Annotated in this window: 22 protein-coding genes; 6 read left to right on the forward strand and 16 right to left on the reverse strand. The window is 66.9% G+C overall.

The annotated features are described in order from the left end of the window. Positions 1 to 194 precede the first annotated feature (194 nt). Genes ACT89O_RS07050 through ACT89O_RS07065 form a run of 4 tightly spaced genes read right to left on the reverse strand, consistent with a single transcriptional unit; the run spans position 195 to position 3241 of the window. The gene (locus ACT89O_RS07050) at positions 195 to 1196 is read right to left on the reverse strand and encodes a GlxA family transcriptional regulator (protein ID WP_487262196.1); all 1002 of its coding nucleotides are present in this window, start codon (positions 1194 to 1196) and stop codon (positions 195 to 197) included. Positions 1197 to 1232: 36 nt separating this feature from the next. Continuing rightward, the gene (locus ACT89O_RS07055; protein ID WP_487262197.1) at positions 1233 to 1868 is read right to left on the reverse strand and encodes a DJ-1/PfpI family protein; all 636 of its coding nucleotides are present in this window, start codon (positions 1866 to 1868) and stop codon (positions 1233 to 1235) included. Beyond that, entirely contained in the window at positions 1865 to 2656 is a 792-nt protein-coding gene (locus ACT89O_RS07060) for a carbon-nitrogen hydrolase family protein (protein WP_487262198.1), read from the reverse strand. Before ACT89O_RS07060 ends, ACT89O_RS07055 begins: the two co-directional genes overlap by 4 nt. Before the next feature lie 15 nt (positions 2657 to 2671). After that, positions 2672 to 3241, reverse strand: coding sequence for a cysteine hydrolase family protein (locus ACT89O_RS07065; protein WP_487262199.1), 570 nt, complete (start codon positions 3239 to 3241; stop codon positions 2672 to 2674). 308 nt (positions 3242 to 3549) lie between these two features. Here ACT89O_RS07065 and ACT89O_RS07070 point away from each other — a divergent pair, with 308 nt between their 5' ends. Then, positions 3550 to 4620: an extracellular catalytic domain type 1 short-chain-length polyhydroxyalkanoate depolymerase gene (locus ACT89O_RS07070; protein ID WP_487262200.1), complete on the forward strand. Its 1071-nt coding sequence runs from the start codon at positions 3550 to 3552 to the stop codon at positions 4618 to 4620. Positions 4621 to 4720: 100 nt separating this feature from the next. Here ACT89O_RS07070 and ACT89O_RS07075 read toward each other — a convergent pair whose 3' ends face one another. Both ACT89O_RS07075 and purM read right to left on the reverse strand, forming a co-directional pair. Beyond that, positions 4721 to 5821, reverse strand: coding sequence for an AI-2E family transporter (locus ACT89O_RS07075; protein WP_121419276.1), 1101 nt, complete (start codon positions 5819 to 5821; stop codon positions 4721 to 4723). 52 nt (positions 5822 to 5873) lie between these two features. Further along, a complete protein-coding gene (gene purM, locus ACT89O_RS07080) occupies positions 5874 to 6926 on the reverse strand; it encodes a phosphoribosylformylglycinamidine cyclo-ligase (protein ID WP_436130531.1) in 1053 nt (350 codons plus the stop codon). Between the two features lie 184 nt (positions 6927 to 7110). Here purM and hda point away from each other — a divergent pair, with 184 nt between their 5' ends. The 4 genes from hda to folK all read left to right on the forward strand — a co-directional run bounded on the left by hda (position 7111) and on the right by folK (position 10747). Next, positions 7111 to 7809 carry a DnaA regulatory inactivator Hda gene (hda, locus tag ACT89O_RS07085; RefSeq protein ID WP_055395116.1) on the forward strand — a complete coding sequence of 233 codons (699 nt, stop codon included), beginning with the start codon at positions 7111 to 7113 and terminating at the stop codon, positions 7807 to 7809. A 38-nt stretch (positions 7810 to 7847) separates the two neighbouring features. Beyond that, entirely contained in the window at positions 7848 to 8567 is a 720-nt protein-coding gene (locus ACT89O_RS07090; protein ID WP_487262201.1) for a histidinol-phosphatase, read from the forward strand. Positions 8568 to 8630: 63 nt separating this feature from the next. After that, positions 8631 to 10223 (forward strand): polynucleotide adenylyltransferase PcnB, encoded by a 1593-nt coding sequence (gene pcnB / locus ACT89O_RS07095; protein WP_487262202.1) that lies wholly within the window; start codon positions 8631 to 8633, stop codon positions 10221 to 10223. Next, positions 10220 to 10747, forward strand: coding sequence for a 2-amino-4-hydroxy-6-hydroxymethyldihydropteridine diphosphokinase (gene folK / locus ACT89O_RS07100; RefSeq protein WP_055395085.1), 528 nt, complete (start codon positions 10220 to 10222; stop codon positions 10745 to 10747). The genes pcnB and folK overlap by 4 nt, the downstream gene beginning before the upstream one ends. Before the next feature lie 201 nt (positions 10748 to 10948). On the opposite strand, the gene ACT89O_RS07105 is transcribed toward folK, so the two are convergent. The 4 genes from ACT89O_RS07105 to ACT89O_RS07120 form a co-directional block, all read right to left on the reverse strand. Beyond that, positions 10949 to 11938, reverse strand: coding sequence for a tripartite tricarboxylate transporter substrate binding protein (locus tag ACT89O_RS07105; RefSeq protein WP_055395087.1), 990 nt, complete (start codon positions 11936 to 11938; stop codon positions 10949 to 10951). An 80-nt stretch (positions 11939 to 12018) separates the two neighbouring features. After that, entirely contained in the window at positions 12019 to 12711 is a 693-nt protein-coding gene (locus ACT89O_RS07110; RefSeq protein WP_121507221.1) for a response regulator transcription factor, read from the reverse strand. Beyond that, positions 12708 to 14951, reverse strand: coding sequence for a PAS domain S-box protein (locus ACT89O_RS07115; RefSeq protein WP_487262203.1), 2244 nt, complete (start codon positions 14949 to 14951; stop codon positions 12708 to 12710). Before ACT89O_RS07115 ends, ACT89O_RS07110 begins: the two co-directional genes overlap by 4 nt. An 11-nt stretch (positions 14952 to 14962) precedes the next feature. Then, a complete protein-coding gene (locus tag ACT89O_RS07120) occupies positions 14963 to 16027 on the reverse strand; it encodes a CDP-6-deoxy-delta-3,4-glucoseen reductase (RefSeq protein ID WP_487262204.1) in 1065 nt (354 codons plus the stop codon). 71 nt (positions 16028 to 16098) lie between these two features. On the opposite strand from ACT89O_RS07120, the gene ACT89O_RS07125 reads away from it, so the two are divergent. Next, the gene (locus ACT89O_RS07125; RefSeq protein WP_487262205.1) at positions 16099 to 17055 is read left to right on the forward strand and encodes an SDR family oxidoreductase; all 957 of its coding nucleotides are present in this window, start codon (positions 16099 to 16101) and stop codon (positions 17053 to 17055) included. 25 nt (positions 17056 to 17080) lie between these two features. Here ACT89O_RS07125 and ACT89O_RS07130 read toward each other — a convergent pair whose 3' ends face one another. The 6 genes from ACT89O_RS07130 to ACT89O_RS07155 all read right to left on the reverse strand — a co-directional run bounded on the left by ACT89O_RS07130 (position 17081) and on the right by ACT89O_RS07155 (position 21557). Beyond that, positions 17081 to 17818 (reverse strand): DUF4124 domain-containing protein, encoded by a 738-nt coding sequence (locus ACT89O_RS07130; protein WP_121419285.1) that lies wholly within the window; start codon positions 17816 to 17818, stop codon positions 17081 to 17083. Positions 17819 to 17873: 55 nt separating this feature from the next. Continuing rightward, complete coding sequence (locus tag ACT89O_RS07135) at positions 17874 to 18392, reverse strand: hypothetical protein (RefSeq protein ID WP_487262206.1); 519 nt, start codon at positions 18390 to 18392, stop codon at positions 17874 to 17876. Positions 18393 to 18721: 329 nt separating this feature from the next. Next, entirely contained in the window at positions 18722 to 19684 is a 963-nt protein-coding gene (locus tag ACT89O_RS07140) for a chemotaxis protein (RefSeq protein WP_121419286.1), read from the reverse strand. A 160-nt stretch (positions 19685 to 19844) separates the two neighbouring features. Beyond that, positions 19845 to 20150, reverse strand: coding sequence for an antibiotic biosynthesis monooxygenase family protein (locus tag ACT89O_RS07145; protein ID WP_487262207.1), 306 nt, complete (start codon positions 20148 to 20150; stop codon positions 19845 to 19847). A 113-nt stretch (positions 20151 to 20263) separates the two neighbouring features. Further along, positions 20264 to 21127: a LysR family transcriptional regulator gene (locus ACT89O_RS07150; protein WP_121507216.1), complete on the reverse strand. Its 864-nt coding sequence runs from the start codon at positions 21125 to 21127 to the stop codon at positions 20264 to 20266. A gap of 25 nt (positions 21128 to 21152) precedes the next feature. Continuing rightward, positions 21153 to 21557: a hypothetical protein gene (locus ACT89O_RS07155; protein ID WP_055395103.1), complete on the reverse strand. Its 405-nt coding sequence runs from the start codon at positions 21555 to 21557 to the stop codon at positions 21153 to 21155. Positions 21558 to 21747: the final 190 nt, after the last annotated feature.

A 21747-nucleotide genomic window follows, 5' to 3' on the forward strand; every position in this document is an offset into this window, starting at 1 on the left:
TTGGTGCGCCGCAAAAACCGTGACCCGGTCAAAGCGCTCCTCGGGCAGGGTGTCCAGAGTCTGCTGCGGGCGCGGGGCCTGCAGACGTTCATTCTCATCGGCGCGATGGCTTTTTCATGGCAGTGTCTGTGCCGTCGCGGCGGGTGTCTTTTGGGGCCGTGGCCGAGGCTGCGAAGCGGGCCGGTGCCCGCAGTTCAGTGCGCGCGCGCCCGGCCCGTACCCTGCGACGGCGTGCCTCCGCGCCCGAACTGGTGCCAGGCCCGGCGCAGCTGGGTGTCGGAGCTGAACCCCGCCATCAGTGCCGCCTGCGTCACGTTCTGGCCAGACCGCAGCGCGGCCTCGGCCGTGGCCAGGCGGATGCGCCGCAGGTACTGCAGCGGGGCGATGCCTGCATGTTCCAGAAACAGCCGCGTGAGGTGGCGCGGCGAGGTATGTGCCACCTCGGCCATCTGCGGCACGCTCCAGTCGGCCTGCGGTTGCTGGCCCACGGCGTCCTGCACGCGGTGCAGTGCGGGGTGCATGTGGTTGCGGTGGTGCAGAAACGGCGAGAACTGCGGGTCGTCCGGCCCCCGGCGCAGCCCGATCACCATGGCCTGCGCCACCTGCACCGCCACTGTGGGGCCGCAGATGTCGGAGATGCGGTGGAGCAGCAGGTCGATGCCGGTGGTCACGCCTGCGCTGGTGTAGATGGGGCCATCGGCCACGAACACGCGGTTGGCGGCCACGTCGCAGCGTGGGTCTACCAGGGCCAGCTCGTCCAGGTGCAGGTGGTGCGTGGTGGCGCGCCGGCCGGTCAGCAGCCCTGCATGGGCGGCCAGCACCGCGCCCGCGCACACGGTGACCAGCTCCAGCTGCCCCGCCACCGGGCGCAGTCCCCGCAGCCAGTGCAGCAGCGCCTGGGCTTCGGCGCCGCTCACGTCGATGTGGTGGCCTGCCAGGCCCACCAGCACCACCCACGCGGGGCTGGGCAGTGTGTCAGGCAGCGGCGCCAGCCCGGTGACAGCGACCCCCACGGACGACATCGACTCGGGCGTGGGGCTCACGAAGTGCTGCACAAAGCGCTCTGGTTGGCCCAGGGCGACCAGGGTCTGGTTGGCAATCCGCAGCGCCTCTGCGGGGCCCGCCCAGTCCAGCACCAGGCTGCCAGGCAGCAGTGCGAAGTACACGTGGATGGGGGAATGTGTTGTGTCCTGCATGACAAGTTCTTGAAAACGGGGCCGCTCCCAAGGGGTTTATGGCTCCCTGTTCCACGGGGTGTCCATCTGGCGGGCGGTGCGCTCCGCAAGTGCTGCGCCCGCCAGCCGGGTGACCAGGTGCAGGCTCATGTCAATGCCGGCGCTGATGCCAGCCGACGTGACCAGCGCCCCCCGGTCTACCCAGCGCACATTTTCCCGCACATCCAGCGCGGGAAACTGCGCGCGCAGGTCGGCAATGTCCTCCCAGTGGGTGGTCGCGGGCCCTTCGGTGAGTACGCCAGCGGCCGCCAGGATGAACGCACCCGTGCACACCGAGGCAGTGATCTGCGCGCCATGCGCCGCCTGTGCCACCCAGGCACGGGTGTCTGCGCAGGCTGCGGCGGCGTCCACCACGCCGCCGGGCACGATGAGCACATCGGGCGCGGTGGCGCTGGTGAAGTCCGCGTCCGGCAGTACGCGCAGGCCAGCGCGGGCCTGTACGGGGGCCAGGCTGCGGGCCACGCACTGCACGGCAAAGGGCGTGGGTGCGCCAGGCTGCAGGCGCTGCGCCATGCGCATGGCGGTGGTGAACACTTCGTAGGGGCCGCCCAGGTCCAGGGCTTCCACCTCGTCAAAAACGAGGATGGCGACTTGCAGGGGCTTTGGGGGTTCGATGGCAGATGGCGTGGTCATGGTGTGGTGCGGGGAGGGTGGTGGGCAAACACATAACGCGGATAGGTGCCGTGCGCAGTCGTTGTGGCCTTCAGGTCGATATCGACGGTGCAAAAGGGTTGTTCTGCCGTGGTGCGGGCGAGCGGGGCGCCATCGGGGCTGATGACCCAGCCTGCGCCGCCATAGGTGCCTGCGGTGTGGTCCGCGCGGTTGGACGACAGGCTGTAAGCGCCAGTGCGCACGGCCGCAACGGTGCCCACGGCCAGCCATTTGTCGGTGGTGGCGGCCGCTGTGGCGCGCGGCGACAGGATGGCCTGCAGCCCGCCCAGCGCCGCATAGTGGGCATAGGTGTCCAGCGCCCAGAGTTCGGTGCAAATATTCAGGCCGAAGGCCAGCGGCCCGGCGTTGAAACGGGGAAATGCTGCATCACCGCGCTCAAACCACTGGGCCTCCCAGCCACCCGGTTCATCGGGCAGGTGAAACTTGCGCCGCAGGGGCGCGTAGCCGGTCTGCGCGGACCAGAGAAAGCCTTCGTTCAGGCGCTGCCCGCCCGCAGTGACCGGGCGCGCGCCCACCACCCAGTCGGCGCCCAGCTCGGGCAGGCGGGTCGCCCAGGTGTCGCTGAGTGCGACGGCGGCGCCCCAGCGTGCAGGATCGGCGGGGAGCGATTCCCACACCGGCTCGACAAAGGCGAACTCGGGCAGCAGCACCAGCTCGGATTGCGCGCTGTGGGTGTGGGCGCACAGCGCGGCCCAGGCGGCTTCGAGCTGGTCTGGTTGATAGGGCAATTCGCAGACAGTGGCGCGCATGGTGTTCTCCGGCGGTCAGGCTGCGGCCGCTTCCAGGGCGTCCAGGGCTTCCCGCACGGTGCGCAGGGTGGCAAAGCGGCCCTGCAGCACCGTGGCGGTGCGGGTCTTGATGTCGGCGGCTGCCAGCGTCTGGCCGTCGGGCTGCACCATGTCCCAGGTCAAGGTGGCGTCGGTCACGTAGTCCACCTCCCAGCCCAGATCCGAGGCGTGGCGCGTGGTGGTTTCGCAGCATTGTTCGGTGCGGATGCCGCTGATGATGAGGCGCTGGATGCCATGGCGCGTCAGCCACACGTCCAGTCCCGTGCCCACCAGCGCGCTGTGGCGCGACTTGGTGAAGGTGGCGGCCGCCTCGAAGGGCGCCAAGCCATCGAGTGCGCGCACCTCGCCTGACACCTGCGAAAACGCATTCTCTGGCACTTCGGGGCCTTCGCTGTGGAACACCCGCACCACCGGCACGCCGCGCGCCACGCAGCCTTCGATCAGGGCGTTCTGGGCCTGCAGATAGGCGGGCAGGTCGTGCGTGGTGAAGTAAGGGCGGTGGCGAAAGGACTCCTGGACGTCAATCACAATCAGACATGTCTTCATGGTGTGCTTCTTTCGATGGATGGTTTGAAGCCTTTATTTTTATTGCGCTAAGGCGTGGAGTCCGCGCCAGACGGGACAGGTTTCGATCAATTTACGCCATCGGTGGAGTTCTTGGCGAGGTTTCGCAGGGAATGGTGAGCAAGCGGTCCATGGGGTTGTCTGGAAAAAGCGAAAATCGCTGTATGGGTAATGTTTTGTAGCTATCAAATTGATAGTTTTGCGCGGTGAGCCGCATAAGCTGTTATGGTGATTAGGGTTTCCCCTAAATTTTTGACCTCTACAGCCCACCCACTACACAACTCCTTGCCATGGCCAGACGCTCCCGCTTGTTTTCCCTGTCAGCGCTGACGCGGGCCTACCAGCGCAACCTGAAGGCCTTTGCCCGGGCGGCGCGCCCTGTGCGCGCCAAGGCCCCGGCTGCGCCGCGCCGGGTGGTGCCTGCGCCAGCCGTGCCAGCCCGGCGCGCGGCCAGCAAGCCCGTGCCCGCTCGCGGAGAGTGGGTCGGTGGCGTTGCACCCGGGCCTGCGGGCGCGCGGCGCTACCACCTCTACATCCCGCCAGGGCTGGCGCTGAAAGCAGACGAGAAACTGCCCTTGCTGGTCATGCTGCATGGCTGCGGCCAGACGGGGGGCGATCTGGCTGCCGCCACGCGCATGAACCGGCTGGCCGCGCGCGAGCGTTTTCTGGTGCTGTACCCCGAGCAGGAGCGCATGGCCAACGCCCATGGTTGCTGGAACTGGTTTGAGCGCCGCAACGGCAAGGCCCAGGCCGAGGCAGCCACGCTGCTGGCTGCGATGGACAAGGTGGCGCGCCGCTACCCGGTGGACCTGGCCCGTGTGGCCGTGGCGGGCTTGTCGGCCGGTGCCAGCATGGCCGTGCTGATGGCCGCGCTCTATCCCCAGCGGTTCTGTGCCGTGGCCATGCATTCCGGGGTGGCACCTGGCACGGCTGAATCGGCCGCCACGGCGCTGGCTGCCATGCACGGGCGGCGCGCTGCGCACCTGCCAGAGCCCCTGGGTGTCTCCCTCAACCAGGGCGCAACCCCTTCCGCGCTGCCGCTGCCGCCCCTGCTGGTGCTGCATGGCGATGCCGATGGTGTGGTCTCGGTGCGTAACGCGGCGGCCACGGCCCTGCTGTGGGCGGACGCGCTGGGCGCGCGGGCCGGAGCCTTGCGCACCCTGCAGCGTGGCCAGCGCCATGCCATGCGGGTGACCGAATTCAAGACCCGGGGCCGCACCGTGGTGGCACTGCGCGAAGTGGCGGGGCTGGCCCACGCCTGGAGCGGCGGCGTGGCGCAATTGCCGTTCAGCGACCCGGCTGGGCCGGATGCCTCCGCCCTGGTGTGGGCCTTTGTGGCGCGGCAGTTTGCAAAAAAATGAATAAAAATAGGCTCTAGCGCTTATCTGTCAAGCGCGAGCAGCTATTAAATTTGTAGTGAATGTGGTGTTTGATGCTGCCGGTGGCAGCATCCATGGCCGGCTACACCAGCCGCGCTGCCACCAGTTCCTTCTTGAGGTAGGCATAAAACAGCGGGGCCGCCACCAGCCCGGCGGGGCCAAACACGGCCTCGGCCACGAACATCACGCTCAGCAGCTCCCACACGCCCATCTGCGTGCGGCGGCCCACCACCTTGGCGTTGATCACGTATTCGGCCTTGTGGATCAGGATCAGAAAGCCCAGGCAGGCGGCCGCCGCCAGCGGCGACACCGACAGCCCCACGATGGTGATCACCACGTTGCACACCAGGTTGCCCACGATGGGCACGAGCCCGGCAATGAACGTGAACGTGATCAGCACGGGCGTGTAGGGCAGCTCCAGATTCCACAGCGGCAGCACAAACAGCAGGAACAGCGCGGTGAGCAGGGTGTTGAACGCCGCAATCCAGAACTGCGCGGCCACGATCTGCCGGAACGCCTCGCCAAACAGTGTGATGCGCAGCTTGAGCTGCTGGGCCAGCGGGCCGCGCGCGAGGGCTGGTGGGCGCACGGCCGCCAGCGCGCCGATGAGCAGGCCCACATAGGCAAACAGCAGCCCGGCCAGCCAGGCGCGCCCGGCCATGGCCAGCGCGCCAGCCTTGGCGCCCAGGTAGTTGGCGATGATGCGCTGGATTTCAGCCGCGCCCTCGGGCAGGTGGGCCGCCATGTCGGCAGGCAGCTTCAGCCGCAGCTCCAGCACCGTGCGCGCCATGTAGTTGAGCAGCTCACGGTATTGCTGCGGGGCATCGACCAGATAACCCCGCGAGTGCGTCAGTCCGGCGGCCAGCAGCGCCAGCGGCAGCAGCATGACCAGACCTGCCGCCACCACCTGCGCCACCCGCAGGCTGCGGGCGGAAGGTGTGGACTGGCGCTGCACCCGTCCCAGGCCCTGCGCAAACCAGCGCGTGAGGGCCCGCGTGAGCAGAAAGCCCAGGCACACGCACAACAGGCCCGGCAGCAGGCCGCGCCACATCACCAGCAGCAGCACGGCCGCCACCAGCAGGTAGCTGGCCACCACAACACCCCGGGTCAGGGCGCGCGGTGGCAGCGTGGTGGGCTCGGGCGGTGCGGGGGCGACGGGGGCAGAAGGGGGGCGCTGCGCCATGCGCTGAAACTGGTCGTGTGCGGTGGGGTTGAATGAACGCGGGCGGGGGCGATCAGGCCACCACCACGGCGGCGCCTTCGGCGCGCGCAGCGATCGTGCCAATCGTGTACACCTGCTCGCCCGCAGCACGCAGTGTGGCGGCTGTGGCCTCAGCGTTGGCGGCATCCACCACCACCACCATGCCAATGCCGTTGTTGAAGGTGCGGTTCATCTCGATGTCGTCGATGCCGGCGGTCTTTTGCAGCCAGGCAAACAGCTCGGTCTGGGGCCAGCTGCCCTTGGTCAGATGGGCGGCCGTGCCTTCGGGCAGCACGCGGGGGATGTTCTCCAGCAGGCCGCCACCGGTGATGTGGGCCAGGGCCTTGATCGGATGGACCGCCAGCGCAGCCAGCACGTTCTTCACGTACAGGCGGGTGGGTTCCATGATGGCCTGCTTGAAGGGCTTGCCGTCCAGCGTGGCGGGCAGGGTGCCAGCGGCTTCGGCGCGGTCGATGCACTTGCGCACCAGGCTGAAACCGTTGGAATGCACACCATGGCTGGCCAGACCCAGCACCACGTCGCCGGGCTTGACGTCCTTGCCGGTCAGGATCTTGGACTTTTCGACCGCGCCCACGGCAAAGCCGGCCAGATCGTATTCACCGGCAGGGTACATGCCGGGCATTTCGGCCGTTTCGCCGCCGATCAGCGCGCAGCCGCTCAGTTCGCAACCCTTGGCGATGCCGCCCACCACGGCCGCAGCCGTGTCCACATCGAGCTTGCCGCAGGCGAAGTAGTCCAGGAAGAACAGGGGCTCGGCGCCTTGCACCAGCACGTCGTTCACGCTCATGGCCACCAGGTCGATGCCCACGGTGTCGTGCATGTTCCATTCAAACGCCAGCTTGAGCTTGGTGCCCACGCCGTCGGTGCCGGAGACCAGCACCGGCTCCTTGTAGCGCTTGGGCACTTCGAACAGCGCGCCAAAGCCGCCAATACCCGCCAGCACACCTTCGCGCATGGTCTTCTTGGCCAGGGGTTTGATGCGTTCGACCAGGGCATCGCCCGCGTCGATGTCAACGCCAGCGTCTTTGTAGGACAGGGGGGTGGGGGAGGTGGCAGAGGTGCTCATAGGGGTGCTCAAGGCAGGGACGGCACGGAACAGCGTGCGCAGCAGACTAAAATTTGCCCAGATTTTACGGGTTGCGCACCCAGTGCCACCCGCTCACCCCTTCACACCGCCCTGTTTTGTCCTTCAAGCCCATGCTGTTTCATGCCCCAACCCTCTGCCTGCGTGCCTGTGGGCGGCAGCCATGATGAAGCAACTGGCACTGGACATCGGCCTGGCCACAGGGCCCACGCTGGCCCGGTTTTATGCAGGCCCCAATGAAGCCGCCCTGCAACATCTGCGCCTGGCCGCCGGCGAGGGCAGCAGCGAGGCCACCCGCTCCCCCGTGCCCACCTACCTGTGGGGCGAGCCCGGCAGTGGCAAGACCCATTTGCTCCAGGCCGTGCGCCAGGCCCTGCGCGAGCAGGGCTCCAGCGTAGGCTGGCTCGACCCGGCCGTCGCCGAACCCCCTGATTTCGACGAAAACTGGGCAGCCGTGCTCATGGACGACGTGCACCTGTACAGCACCGCCCAGCAGGCCACGGCCTTCAATTGGTTTGTTAACGCCATCAGCCCCGCCAGCGGCAGCCAGCGCTGGGTGCTGGCTGCTGGCAACCTGCCCCCGGCAGACCTGCCCTTGCGCGACGACCTGCGCAGCCGCCTGGGCTGGGGCCACGTGTTCCAGCTGCAGCTGCTGGGCGAGGCCGAGCGCCGCGCCGTGCTGCGCCAGGAGGCCGACGCACGCGGCGTGTTCCTGGGCGATGAAGTTATGGACTACATGCTCAACCGCTTCTCGCGCGACCTGGGCAGCCTCATGCAGCTCTTGGACCAGCTGGATGCCTTTGCCTTGCGCACCCAGCGCGCCATCACGATTCCCTTGCTCAAGACAATGTTGGAATCGGAATAACGCCGTGCCCCCACGTCTTTTTTTACGTGTGAACCTGAATGACTTCTGAACCCCGCCGCTTGCGGCTTGCGCTGTTTGACCTGGACCACACGCTGCTGCCGCTCGACTCTGACTACGAGTGGGGTGAATTCACCATCCGCATCGGCTGGAACGACCCCGTGGAGTTCGCGCGCCGCAACGACGAGTTCTACGCCCACTACCAGGCTGGCACGCTCGATGTGCACGACTACGTGCTTTTTGCGACCGAGGCGGTGCGCCTGCGCGGGCCCGAGGCGGCGGCGGCCGCGCACCAGCAGTTCATGCGCGAGGTCATCACCCCGGCCATCAAACCCCGGGCGCTCCACCTCATCCGCCAGCACCAGGCTGCAGGCGACGAGGTGCTGATCGTCACTGCCACGAACGAATTTGTGACCACGCCCATCGCGCAGGCGCTGGGCGTGTCGCAACTGCTGGCCGTGCAACTGGTGCGCGACGCCAGCGGCTGGTACACCGGCGAGATCGACGGCATTCCCACCATGCGCGAAGGCAAGGTGCGCCGCATGGAACAATGGCTGGCCGAGCGGCAACTGGCCTGGGGAGACGTCGAAAGCACGTTCTACAGCGACTCGATGAACGACGTGCCCCTGCTGGAGAAGGTGAACCACCCGGTGGCCACCAACCCCGACCCGCGCCTGCGCGCCCTGGCCCAGGAGCGCGGCTGGCGCATACTGGACCTGTTTGCGGCCGATGCCGAAACGCCTGCACCACCAGCTGAATGATGAGCGCCTTGCAGCCCCCACCAGCCGCCGTTTCGTGCCCGACCCCCTGAAACCTTTCACTCCATGATCAAGAAGTTCCTAGACAAACTGATGGGCAAATCGACGCCCGGCACCTCGGGCGGCAAGCCCCACTTCGGCAAGCGCGAGGAGGTGCCCGCCTCGGTGCACGGCATCAACCCCGAGCTGGTGGACCGTCGTGCTGCCGAGGTGGTTGCCACGCTCAAGCAAGCAGGTTTTGAGGCCTACATCGTCGGCGGCGCCGTGCGCGACCTGCTGCTGGGCCTGCGCCCCAAGGACTTTGACGTGGCCACCAACGCCACGCCCGAGCAGGTCAAGGGGCTGTTCCGCCGCGCCTTCATCATCGGCAAGCGCTTTCGCATCGTGCACGTGGTGCACGGCCGGGGGCGTGAGCATGAAGTGATCGAGGTCTCCACCTTCCGCGCTTACCTGGACAACGCCGCTGCAGGCCAGGTGGCGGGCAACGAAAAGACCAGCAAGGCCCAGCTGTCGGGCATGCAGCACGCTGTGGATGCCAGCGGACGCGTGCTGCGCGACAACGTCTGGGGCCCGCAGGACGAAGACGCCACGCGCCGCGACTTCACCGTGAACGCCATGTACTACGACCCGGTGAGCCAGATCGTGGTCGACTACCACAAGGGCCTGCAGGACGCCAAGAAGAAGACACTGCGCATGATTGGCGACCCCGCCACGCGTTACCGCGAAGACCCGGTGCGCATCATCCGTGCCGTGCGCTTTGCAGCCAAGCTCAGCGGCCTGGGTTTCAGCATCGAGGCCAAGTCGGCCGCGCCGCTGGTGCAGTCGCAGGCGCTGCTGGCCGAGGTGCCGCAGAGCCGCATGTTCGACGAAATGCTCAAGCTGCTGCAAACCGGCCACGCCATTGCCACCATTGAACAGTTGCGCAAGCTGGGCATGGCCAAGGGCATCTACCCGCTGCTGGACGTGGCCGTGGAGCGCGCCGATACGCCGTTTGTCAAAGCCGCCCTGGTGGACACCGACCGCCGCGTCAACGAAGGCAAGCCCGTCGCCCCGAGCTTCCTCCTGGCCTGCGTGCTGTGGGAAGACGTGCGCAATGGCTGGCAGGCGCGCCTGAACCAGCGCCAGCACCCGCTTCCCGCGCTGCAGGAGGCCATCGACGAGGTGTTCGACAAGCGCATTGGTGATGTGTCCGGCCGGGGCAAACTGGCCGCCGACATGCGCGAGATCTGGGTCATGCAACCGCGTTTTGAAAAGCGCGTGGGCAACACACCGTTTGGCATGGTGATGCAGCCGCGCTTTCGCGCCGGTTTCGACTTCATGCGCTTGCGCGCCGATGTGGGCGAGGTGGAAGAAGCGCTGGCCGAGTGGTGGCAGGACTTCCAGACCGCCGACGACGAGCGCCGTGATGACCTGATGGACCAGGCCAAAGAAGAACAGAAAGCCCGCCAGAAAGCGCAGCCCGTGGTCAAGCGCGTGCCCCGCGCTGCACCCGCCGCCGATCCGCGCGGCTTGCCCCAAGGGTCAGACGCCGGACCGGTCGACAGCGACGCTGAGTTCCCCTCCGAAGGTGGTGCCCCCAAGAAGCGCCGCCGCCGCCGTCGCAAGCCCGGTGGTGCGGGAGGCGGCGAAGGCGCAGCCCCTGCGTCGGCGGGCGAGTGAATCTGCCGGACCTCGGCGAGGAGGGCGAACGGCCCGCCCTGGTCTACGTGGGCCTGGGCGCCAATCTGGGCGAGCGTGAGGCTGCCTTGCGCAATGCTTTGGCGGCCATTGGCCAGTTGCCAGGCACCCGGGTCACACGCGTGTCGCCGCTCTACGGCAGCGCGCCGGTCGATGCCGGTGGGCCCGACTACCTCAATGCCGTGGCCGAGCTGACCACGGCCCTGGCCCCGCAGCCCCTGCTGCAGGCCCTGCAATCCATCGAACAAGCCGCTGGCCGCCAGCGCCCCTACCGCAACGCCCCGCGCACGCTGGACCTGGACATCCTGTGGTTTGGCGGCCAGGCCATCGACACCCCCGAGCTCACCGTGCCCCACCCTCGGATGGCCGAGCGCGCGTTTGTGCTGCGCCCCCTGGCCGATCTTGCGCCCGAGCGCGTGGACGCCGCAGCATTGCAGGCCGTGGCATCGCAGGACATCCACCGGCTGGAAGGCCCGGGTTGGGCGGACGCTGTGGTGGGTGGATAAATTGCTCCTGAATCAGGAGCTGCTAGCGCTTTTTAGATAAGCGCTAGAGGCTAAAAAAGCTTAAAAATATTACCCTGCGCGACGGATGGACCCGCACCGGATGAAACTGGCGCAGCCCAACGCCAGTGCCACCGTGGAACCGGCTTTGCCGGGCCACGGGTGGCGTCCCTCTTGGGGGTTGGGATGCTGCGGCTCAGGGGGTCAATCCACCTTCGCGCCGGACGCCTTCACCACCTGCTGGTACTTCGCGCGTTCGCTGGCCATGAAACTGTCGAACTGCTGCGGTGTGGTGGGTACGGGTTCGGCCAGCAGCGCGCCAAAGCGGGTCTTGGTTTCTGGCGCATTGAGGGCGGCTACAAAGGCCTTGTTCAGCTTGTCGATGATGGGCTTGGGCGTGGCTGCAGGCGCCACGAGGCCCCACCAGGTGTCGATGGAAAAGCCCTTGAAAGTAGCAGACAGGGGCGGCACGCCCGGCAGCGAGGGCGAGGCGTCCAGCGAGGTCACGGCCAGGGCCTTGAGCTTGCCGGCACGGATGTTGGGTGCGGCGGCCGCCAGGTTGTCGATGTTGAAGTCCACCTCGCCCGCGAGCAGTGCCAGCTGCGCGGGGTTGGCGCCGCGGTAGGGGATGTGCAGCGCAAAGATGCCCGCGCGCTGCTTGAACATCTCACCTGCCAAGTGGCCCGCGCTGCCGTTGCCGCCGCTGCCGTAGTTGAGCTTGGCGGGGTTGGCCTTGGCGTAGGCGATCAGGTCGGCCAGGGTGTTGATCTTGAGCTGCTCGGCTTTGGCGGCGTTGATGACCAGCACGTTGGGAACGCGCACCATCTGCGTGATGCCCGCGAAGTCCTTGCCCGCGTCGTAGGGCATCTTGGCGTACAGCCAGGGGTTCACTGCGTGCGTGGCCGTGGCGGCGATGCCGATGGTCAGGCCATCGGGTGCGGCTTTGGCAATGGCGTCGGCACCGATGTTGCCGCCTGCACCGCCCTTGTTTTCAATGATCACGGTGCCCAGCGAGTCGCGCACGCGCTCGGCCAGTGCACGCGCCGTCACGTCGATGGGCCCGCCGGGTGCGTAGGGCACGACCAGACGGATGGGCTGGCCGGAGTCCTGCGCAAGCGCGACCGAGGCCGCGAAGGGGGATGAAAAAGCCGCTGCAACAGCGGCACTGGCGATGAGGTGGTTTCTGCGGTTCATGGTGCCATTGTGCAAAAAATAATAAGACTGCTTACGAAAACTGGTGGACGGCAGCTGTGGAGGGTGCCTGTGGAGGGCTGTCACAGCGTGCGCAACGTGTTTTCTGCCAGCCCCAGATCTTCCACCAGCATGCCCAGCTCGTGCGACGAGCGGATGTCCAGTTTCAGGAAGATGGCAGAGCGGTGCGTGTCCACCGTGCGCGGGTCGATAGGCCGCTCCGGGTCGCGCTGGGCCAGCGCGCGGGCCACCTCCTTGCTGCTGATGCCGGTGGCCAGCAGGCGCGCCACCTCTTGCTGGCGCGGGCTTAGCGTGTTCCAGCGCTCCCGCAGGGTGTTGCGCCGCTGTGCGCGCTGTGCGTCTTCCAGCGACAGGTTCGCGGCCCGGAGCACGGCGGCCAGCAGGGTTTGCTCGTCGCAGGGTTTTTCGAGCCAGTCCACGGCCCCTTGCTTGACGGCGGTGACGGCGGAGGTCAGTTCGCCATGGGCGGACAGGAACACGGTTTTGAGCACGGCATTGCGCTCGCGCAGGGCATCGAACACCTGCAGGCCGCTCATGCCGTCCATGCGCAGGTCAAGCAGCACGCAGCCCGGGTGGGCGAGGTCGGCGCGGGCCAGGAACTCAGGGCCGCTGGCAAACGTGCGGGGCGCATGGCCACCGGCCAGCAGCAGGGCTGCCAGGGAGTTGCGCACGCCCTCGTCGTCGTCCACGACGTAGACATTCGCGGAAACTGTGGTGTTGACGGCGACGGGAGTGGTCGGATGGCTGTCGGTCATGGTGGGGGCAAGAAAATGCGGGGCAACCGGATTTCAAACACGGCGCCGCCGCCGTCGCGGTTGCGCGCCAGCAGCTCGCCGCCCATGCTTTCGACAATGGAGCGGCAGATGTTCAGGCCCAGCCCCAGGCCGTCGGAACGGGTGGTGAAGAAGGGCTCGAACAGGCGTTCGGCGATCTCGGGTGGCAGGCCAGGTCCCCGGTCCAGCACTTCGAGGCAGGCAAACCGGGTATCGGCCGTGGTGCGCAGCAATAGTTCGTGCGCCTCGGGCAGCGTGGCATCTGCGCGCATCGCCTGCATGGCCTGCAAGGCGTTGAGACCCAGGTTCAGCACCACCTGTTCGAGCAGCACGCGGTCGGCATTCACGCGCAGCGGGCCGTGGGCCAGGTCCAGCCGCACCGCCACCCCGTGCCGCCGCGCCTCGGCGCGCAGGAGCAGGCCCAGGGACTGGTCCACGGCGGCATTGAGGTCGCAGGGCTCGCGAGCCTCGGGGTGCTGGCGCACCCAGCGGCGGATGCGGCCGACGATGTCGGCGGCGCGCAGGGCCTGGCTGGAGAGTGCGGTGAGGCTGTCGTTCAGCAGCTCGGTTTTGCCCTGCGCCGCCAGGGAGCGCGCTGCGGCCGCGTAGTTGACCAGGGCGGCCAGTGGCTGGTTCAGCTCGTGCGCCAGCGTGGAGGCCATCTCGCCCACGGTGATCACACGCTGCACGCGCTGCAGCTGGGCCTCGCGCTGCTGCTGCTGTTCTTCGGCGCGTTTTTGGGCGGTGATGTCCACCACCGAACTCATCCAGCCGATGTGCTGGCCGTTGCCGTCGATGAGGCGTGCGGTGTAGAACATGGTGTACACGTCGGAGCCATTGCGATGCCGCAGCCGGTTTTCGTTGCCCTGGGGCGCGGCTTTGCCGGCCAGGGCGGTGTCGCTGTCGTTCCAGTGCCGGTCCAGGTCGTCCGGGTGCCAGTAGGGGTAGGGCGGCAGGCAGCCGATCAGCTCGTCTGCGCTGTAGCCCACCATGTCGCACATGGCGGCGTTCACGTAGACGATGCGGCCTTCGAGGTCGCGCGCGCGCATGCCCACCAGCAGCGAGTCTTCCATCGACTGGCGAAATGCCTGCGCCTGCTGCAGTGCATGGGTGCGCTCCTGGACGCGCTGCTCCAGCTCGATGCGGGCCTGCCGGTTCTCTTGCAGGCGCCGTTCGCGCAACTGCCAGTACAGGGCGCCGAGCACCAGCAGGCCCGACGCCAGGCTCGCCAGTGCCCAGGCCTGTTGGCGCGCCAGGGCGATGGCCTTGCTGTCGGCCGTGAGGGTCAGCGTCCAGCCCAGATCGGGCAGGCGCTCTTCAAGGGCCAGATAGCGCTTGCCGGTGCCGGGCACGAGGATCTCGGTGCCTGGCTGGCCGTCGCGCTGGAGCGTTTTCCAGGGCACGGGCTGGGGTGTCCAGCGTGCGCCATACTGCTCGTCGAATTGCACCTGCTGCACGTCCTGTTCGGGCAGTGGGCGCGTGGTCTGGTACAGCCAGGGGAGGACAGAGCCGAGGAAGATAATGCCGCGCTCATCGGTCACGAAGACCGGGTCGCGCAGTTGCGCCCAGGTGTCCACGATGGGCTGCATCCACACCTTCACGGCCACGACGCCGATCACCCGGCCGTTTTCCACCACGGGTGCCGATGCAAAAAGCCCAGGCTCGCCGGTGGTCTTGCCCACGCCGTAGAACCGCCCCGGCTGCCCTTGCAGTGCATCGCGGAAATACGGGCGGTTGCCGTAGTTCTGGTTGACGAAACTGGTGGGGGTATCCCAGTTGCTGGAGGCTACCGTGAGCCCGTCGGTGTTCATCACATACAGCGTGTCTGAGCCCGCATTGGCATTGATGGTCTGCAGGTAGGCGTTGGCAGCGCTGCGCAGCGGTTGTGCGCCGGGGTTGTGCAGCAACTCGGCAATCAGCGGCTGCTGCGCCGCCGTGAAGGGCAGATAGCTGTAGCGGGTGGCCACGCCGCGCAGGGCCAAGGCCTGCACTTCACCCGAGCGGCGCAGGTTGTCCCACTGGTTGTCGAGTTCGCTCTGGGTCGCCCACTCTCCCGCGCCCAGCACCAGGAGCACCGCCAGCCCCACCACGGCCGCCATGGGGCCCGTGCCGCGCACTGCGGCGCGCCATCGCGAAATCCGCCCTGGTGGGAGCGCAGTGCCGGGAGGCGGCAGCGCCAGCGGCGCACGGGGTGCAGCGGGCTCAGCCGGGGTGGTTGGCATGTGCGCCCCGGTCAGCCGCCGTGCTTGTCCGCCTCGGAGGTGAAGGAGTCTGCATAGAACTCTTCTGCGGGCAGGCCGCGCTGTGCACTGTAGGCATCGCGGGCCGAGTCCACCACGATGGGCGCCCCGCAGGCATACACCTGGTGGCCCGAGAGGTCGGCAAAGTCGTCCATCACCGCCTGGTGCACAAAGCCGGTGCGGCCAGTCCAACCGTCTTCGGGCGTGGCATCGGACACCACGGGCACGTAGGTGAGGTGGGGCATTTCGGCCGCACGCGCCAGCACCCAGTCATGCAGGTACAGGTCGCCCGGCCGGCGGCCGCCCCAATACAGCGCGGTCGGGCGTGTGATGCCCTTGAACTGCATGTGCTCGATCAGCGCCTTGATGGGCGCAAAGCCCGTGCCCGAGGCCAGCAGCACGATGGGCTTGTCGGAGTCCTCGCGCAGGAAAAAACTGCCAAACGGGCCTTCCACCCGCAGGATTTCCTTTTCCTTCATCGCGCCGAACACATGGTCGGTGAACTTGCCGCCCGGCATGTGGCGGATGTGCAGCTCCACGCCCGGCGCTTCAGCCTGCGTGTGGGGCGCGTTGGCCATCGAGTAGGCCCGGCGGGCGCCATCCCGCAGGATGAATTCGATGTACTGGCCCGCGTGGTAGCGGAAGGTATCGGCGGCGGGCAGCTGCAGGCGCACCTGCATCACGTCGTGGGATTTTTTTTCCAGGGTAGATACGCGCACCGGCATCTTCTTGATCGGATACGCGCTTTCGTCAGTGACCTGGCGTGATTCGAGCACCACGTCGGTCAGCGGTTGCGCGCAGCAGGTTAGCACCAAGCCTGCAGCCTCTTCATCGGCCGTGAGTGCCTTGGACTGGTGTTCGCCGTGGTGCACGGCGCCGCTGATCTTCTTGCACTTGCACGAACCACAGGCGCCGTCCTTGCAGCCGTAGGGCAGGCCCACGCCGCTGCGGATGGCGGCGGACAGGATGGCCTCGCCCGCATTGGCACTGAAAGCGCGGCCGCTGGGCTGCACGGTGATCTGGAACGCTGCGGGAGTTGCAGCCTCTGCGCTGGTCATGTGTGGGTATCCTTGGAATCGTCTTCGATCAAACTATCGGCCCAGCAAAAGCCAAGCAAACGGACCCAATTTTGCCTTCAATACAAAGCCCCCTTGGCGCCCTCCCTGCGCGCTTTCGCCGTGAACGCCTCCTGATCGTGGGTTGCGGTGATGTAGGTCAACGCATCCTGCGCGATCTGCAATCAGGCCCCGGCGCAGCACGCATGCGGGTGATGGCGCTCACGTCCAGCCCCTCGCGGGTCGCGGGGCTGCGCGCCCTGGGAGCCAGGCCCATCCTGGGCAATTTGGACGATGCGCCTTCGCTGCGCAGGCTTGCCGGGCTGGCCACCCGGGTGTTGCACCTGGCGCCCCCTCCGGGCGAAGGGGCCGGAGGAAATGCCTGGTGGCTGGACCCCCGCACCGTGGCCTTGGCCCGCGCGCTGCGGCTGCGAAGCCTGCCGGTGTCCTTGGTGTATGCATCGACGAGTGGGGTGTACGGCGATTGCCAAGGGGCCCTGGTGCCTGAGACGCGGGCCGTGGCTCCCGGCACCCCGCGGGCGCAGCGCCGCGTGAACGCAGAAACTGCGGTACGCCACCTGGGCCGTGCCGGTGTGCAGGCCAGCGTGCTGCGCATTCCGGGTATCTACGCACCTGACCGTGAAGGCGGCACGCCCGAGGCCCGTCTGCGCCGAGGCACGCCGGTGCTGGTGGCCGAAGACGATGTGTTTACCAACCACATCCATGCCGATGACCTGGCGCGTGCCTGTGTGGCCGCCATGTGGAAAGGGCGGCCACAGCGCACTTACAACGTGAGCGACGCCACCCACCTGAAGATGGGCGATTACTTTGACCTGGCCGCCGACCTGTACGGCCTGCCGCGCCCCCCGCGTGTGCCCCGCACTGCAGCGCAGGAGCAGTTGTCGCTGATGCTGCTGAGCTTCATGAGCGAGTCACGCCGGCTCGACAACCAGCGCATGGTGCGGGAACTGGGGTTGCGGCTGCGCTACCCCAGCGTGGCCGAGGGGCTGAGCGGGCAGCCGCAGCGTTAGGGCCTGCTGCTGCGCGCCCGTGACATCAGCAGGGCGCCTGGCCGCCGTTTGAGCGGCAGACCCCACCGGGCCCGGGAAACCGCCCTGGACCTGTGCGGGGGTAGGTGTTGCCCAGGTTGTCGGTGCAGCGAAAGTCGCCACATTGGGTGAGGCGTGGTGGGGGTTGTGGGTTACCTGCCTGGGGAAACGGATCGGGGTAGAGAGGGCGGTGCCTGGAGGGTGGGACCACCACCACACGCGGCTGGTTGGCACGTGCCTTTTCGACCTCGGCATAGCCCTGGGGGCCCAGGCAGTCCAGGTCCACCTGCCTCTGGGCCGCTTCGAGCCGCAGTTCCTGCTCATAGGTCGAGCGCGACAGGCCTGCAGCCACCATGTCGAAATTGCGCCGCGAACGTGCACATTCCGGGGAGCGGGCGTAGTCCTGCGGTTGTGGGGCTGCGGCAGCGGCCTGCGCAGCGCGTGCCCGGTCGCGCTCGGCGTTGCGGCGGGCCTCGGTCTCTGCGGCGGTGGCCTCGGCCTGCAGCCGCTGCTGCTTGCGCTCCAGCGCCTCAGCGGCCTGTTCGCGTTCCAGTTGGAGTTCTTCCGGCGTTTTGCGCGCTTCCACTTCGCGCGCCGCCGCTCCGCCCGTACAGGCCCCGTCGGTATAGGTCACCTTGCCGGTGCGGGTGTCGGTGCATCGCACCACTTGTGCGTGGGCCACTGTGCCGAGCCAGGCTGCGCACACACAGAGGAAGAGGGCGAGATGGCGGTTGCGGAGGCTCATGGTCTGCGGCCAAGGTGGGCAAAAGCGTGGCGGTGGGAGCCCTGGTCAGCCCCTGTCAGGGCTTGTCGGGGCTGTTGGACTGTTGGCGGGAGCGCCAGTCGTGGGGGTCAAACGAGTAGCTGCCTGGCGCAACACGGCCTGGAGGGGGTTGGCGGTTGCGGCGATCGTCTGCGGCGCGGCGGTCGCGCTCAGCCTGCTCGCGCAGGGCCTGGTCACGGTCGCGCTGGCGGCGGTCGAGCTCGCGGGCCTGCTGTTCGCGGCGATCACGCTCGCGTTCCCGGGCCTGCCGGTCGCGCTCGGCACGTTCCCGTTCGCGTTCACGTTCTCGCCAGTCGTTACGGTTGCGGTCTCGTTCCCAGCGATCGTCCCGATCACGTCCGCCGTAGTAGATAACGGCTGGGGGCGCCGAATACGCGGGGTACACCGGCGGGGCGTTGTTGTAGATGTAACCCGGCTGCTCATAAACACGGTACGGAGTGGGTTCGTAGTACGGGTCACCCTGCACCGTGGCGCAGCCGGTCACCGCGGCGCCCAGGACCGTGGCAGAAATAAGGCAGGCAAGTGTGTTTGTCATGGTGGTCAGACCCTGGCAGGGAGTGGCCGTTCCACCCTGCTCGTAAAGCCCCCGAAAAGCACCCCGGCGGAGTGTTACAAATTTCGGAGGCTGGCGCGTTGAAGCCGCTTTCAATGTAGCGCGTGGCCCCCCGTTTTGGTTGACCTGCCTGCCGATGTGCCGGGTAGGACGGCGCCTATTGTCCCATCCGTCGGGACCGGGCGCTGCCGTGGAGAAACTTCAAAAACAATAGCTATAAACCATTGCCCGATTAGCGGAAGCGGCCAATTTTTTACCCAATATCTGACCGTGGAGGCGGGGCGCCTGCTCCGCGGCAGGCCGCCCTGCCTTTAAGGCTTGGGCAGCACCCGGCGGATGGTTTCGGCCAGGTCTTCCGCCACAAACTTGGCGACGTACCCATCGGCTCCGACGCTGCGCACGTGGTCTTCGTTGGCCGAGCCCGACAGCGAGGAGTGAATGACCACGGGCAGCCCATGAAAACGCGCGTCCTGCTTGATGTTGCGTGTCAGGGTAAACCCGTCCATTTCTGGCATTTCCAGGTCGGTCAGTACCATGGCGACGCGGTCCAAGACCGTTTTTCCCTCAGCTTCGGCGCTTTTCGCGATGGCGTTGAGACGGTCCCAGGCTTCCTTGCCGGACTTCACCATTTCATATGGGGCGTTGAGCACTTTGAGCTCTTGCTCGATGAGCGAGCGGGCCACGAACGAGTCGTCGGCCGCCAGGATGATGCAGCCGGGCTTGAGCTTGAGCTTGGCCCCAACCTTTTCTTCGGTGACCTCGTGGCCGTCCGAGGGCGAGATCATCTGAAGGATGGCCTCCACGTCCAGCACCTGGGCCAGGCGGGATTCATCCGTGTTGCCGTCCAGGCGGGCAATGCTGGTGACCAGCTTGCCAGCGGCGCCGCTCGTTTCGGCCGAGAGCACCTGTTTCCAGTCCAGTCGCACGATGTCTTCCACCGACTCGACCGCAAACGCCTGCGTGGTGCGCGCGTATTCGGTCACCAGCATGATGTTCAGGCCCGTCTGGGGCTTGCAGCCCACGATGGACGGCAGGTCCAGCACCGGAATCACCTGCCCGCGCAGGTTGACCACGCCCAGCGAATGGGCCGTGGTGCCCGCGATCGGCGTGATGCTGGGCATGGCCACGATCTCGCGGATCTTGAACACGTTGATGCCAAACAGCTCTGACTTGCCCAGGGCACTGTCGGTGCCCAGGCGAAACAGCAGCAGTTCGAACTTGTTGGTGCTGGTGAGGTTGGTCCGCTCGTCGATATCCTGCTGCACTGCTTTCATGATGGGTCCTTCGCGCAGAAAAGAAGAAGATACGCGCGTTTACAAATTCTAGGATCAGAACGGGGTGCGCAGTGCGCTAAATGTTCAGGCAATACCCGAATAGTGCACTGCCGCATCCTTGCGTGGCAGCGCTGTCACACGTTGGAGCCGGGTTGCGGGCTCAAGCCGGGGCTGGCAGGGCCACCGGCCCAAAGTGCAATACCGTGGGGAAAGGGTCGTAGACGTGGTGCAGGAGCTGTTTCCAGTCCTGGTACCGGGCCGACTGGCGAAAGCCGATCTCATGGTCCTCCAGGGTGACCCAGCGCACCTGCAGCACGTAGTCCTGCGGGCGCTCCAGACAATGGCCCAGTTCGTGTGACAGGTAACCGGGCATCGAGGCAATGATCTGTTGCGCCTGGGCAAAGGCGTGCTCGAAGGCCGCGTTCTGGCCGGGGCGGATGGTGAGGTGGGCGATTTCGAGAACCATGGTGGGCTGGGGCGTGCTGTGCGCTAGGGAAGTGCCTGTTTCTACCGCAAGACTGCCGGGGTACCGTATGCAGCCTGTTGTTCTGCGCCCACCCACACCGGGAGGCGGGAGGCTCAGGCAACGCTGCTCTGGGGAATCACAGAGGCCTTCAAACTGTCGGCCAGGCGGCCCAGCAGTGCGAGCATGGGGGCATCCGAGGCATCGCAGGCCAGACCCAGGTGGCGCGAGAACGCCAGGGGGCCATCGAGGGGGCGCGTGACCGAGCGGCGAGCATGCGCCGCGTGGGACTGTGGCACCACCGCCACGCCCAGGCCGCTGTCCACCATGTGCAGCAACAGCTCTTCGCGTGCGGCGCTGGCCTGTACCTCCAGGGCGATGCCGCGCTCGGCCAGCAGGCGGATGAACGACTGGTGCAGCGGGCAGTAGGGCCATTCAAGAAGCGGCACCCCTTGCAGGTCCGCCAGACCGAATTTCTTCTTGAAGCGCAGGGGATGCTGCTCGGGCAACAGCATCACATAGGGCTCGCGCCACAACGACACAAACGTGTCGCCGGGCGGTTTGCAGTGCTCCGCCACCAGGCGCAACCGGGCCTCCTGCGCCGTGGCCGTGAGTCGGACCAGCGTGTTGGGCAGGAGGTCGGCAATCTGCGCAAACAGCGGCGCGGCTGGGCCCACCATCAGGTCGTCCTGCAGGAACACGCCCAGCGTTTCGCGGGGCGCATCGCGAAAGTCGCGCACCATGGCGCTGGACTGCGCCAGCAGGCTGCAGGCGCGCGGGTACAGGCGGTGGGCGGCGGGGGTGGGCGCCAGACCCTGGCGGCTTCGCTCGAACAGCACGGTGTCCAGCGCGTCCTCCAGCCCCTTGATGGCCATGCTGATGGACGGCTGCGCCACAAAGCAGCGGCGCGCCGCCGTGGTTACGGATCGTTCTTCGTAGGCCGCGACGAAGTAGCCGAGGGCGCGCAGGTCAAACAGCATGGGGTTTCAGGGGCCGGGGCCACAGTCAGGTAGGGGTGATCGTGGTGACGGTTTCGCGAAAGTAGTCGAGCTGGCCGTTTTGCGAGTGGCTCAGGATCCAGGTCAGCGACTCCACTTCGCGCTGTTGTACTCCATAAAAGAAGCGTTGGCTTAGCTGGGTCATCACCCAGTCGTCGCCCAGCGGCTGGCTGTGGGTGTGAACGATTTGCGTGCCTTGCGGAAAGATCTCCGTGCCCAGGCGCTGCAGCACCGTCAGCAGATCGGCCTGGTTGCGCGCGACCTGCCAGCTGGTGTCTGCATCATCGCGGTAGTGGTCGATGCGGAAATCCAGGTCATCGGCAACGCTCCCGAGCAGCGTGGGGACATCGCCTTTTTCAAAGGCGGCCAGTACGCGGTCGATGGGGAAGTTTGTGGTGAGGTTGGTCGTCATGTGCGCTCTCCAGTCGGGGGGTTAAAAGGGCCAGAAGCAGGCCCTTGGGGGGCGACTGTAGGCAGCCGGCGCTGCCTACACAACGATGGAATTTGTGGGTCTGAACGATAAAAAAATGATGGATAAAAAGTGGCAGCGATGTCCCGGCGAAGGAAGGCGCCGAAGGCAGTCACCCACGGACTGTTCCCCT

Source organism: Acidovorax sp. NN32, from assembly GCF_057597245.1.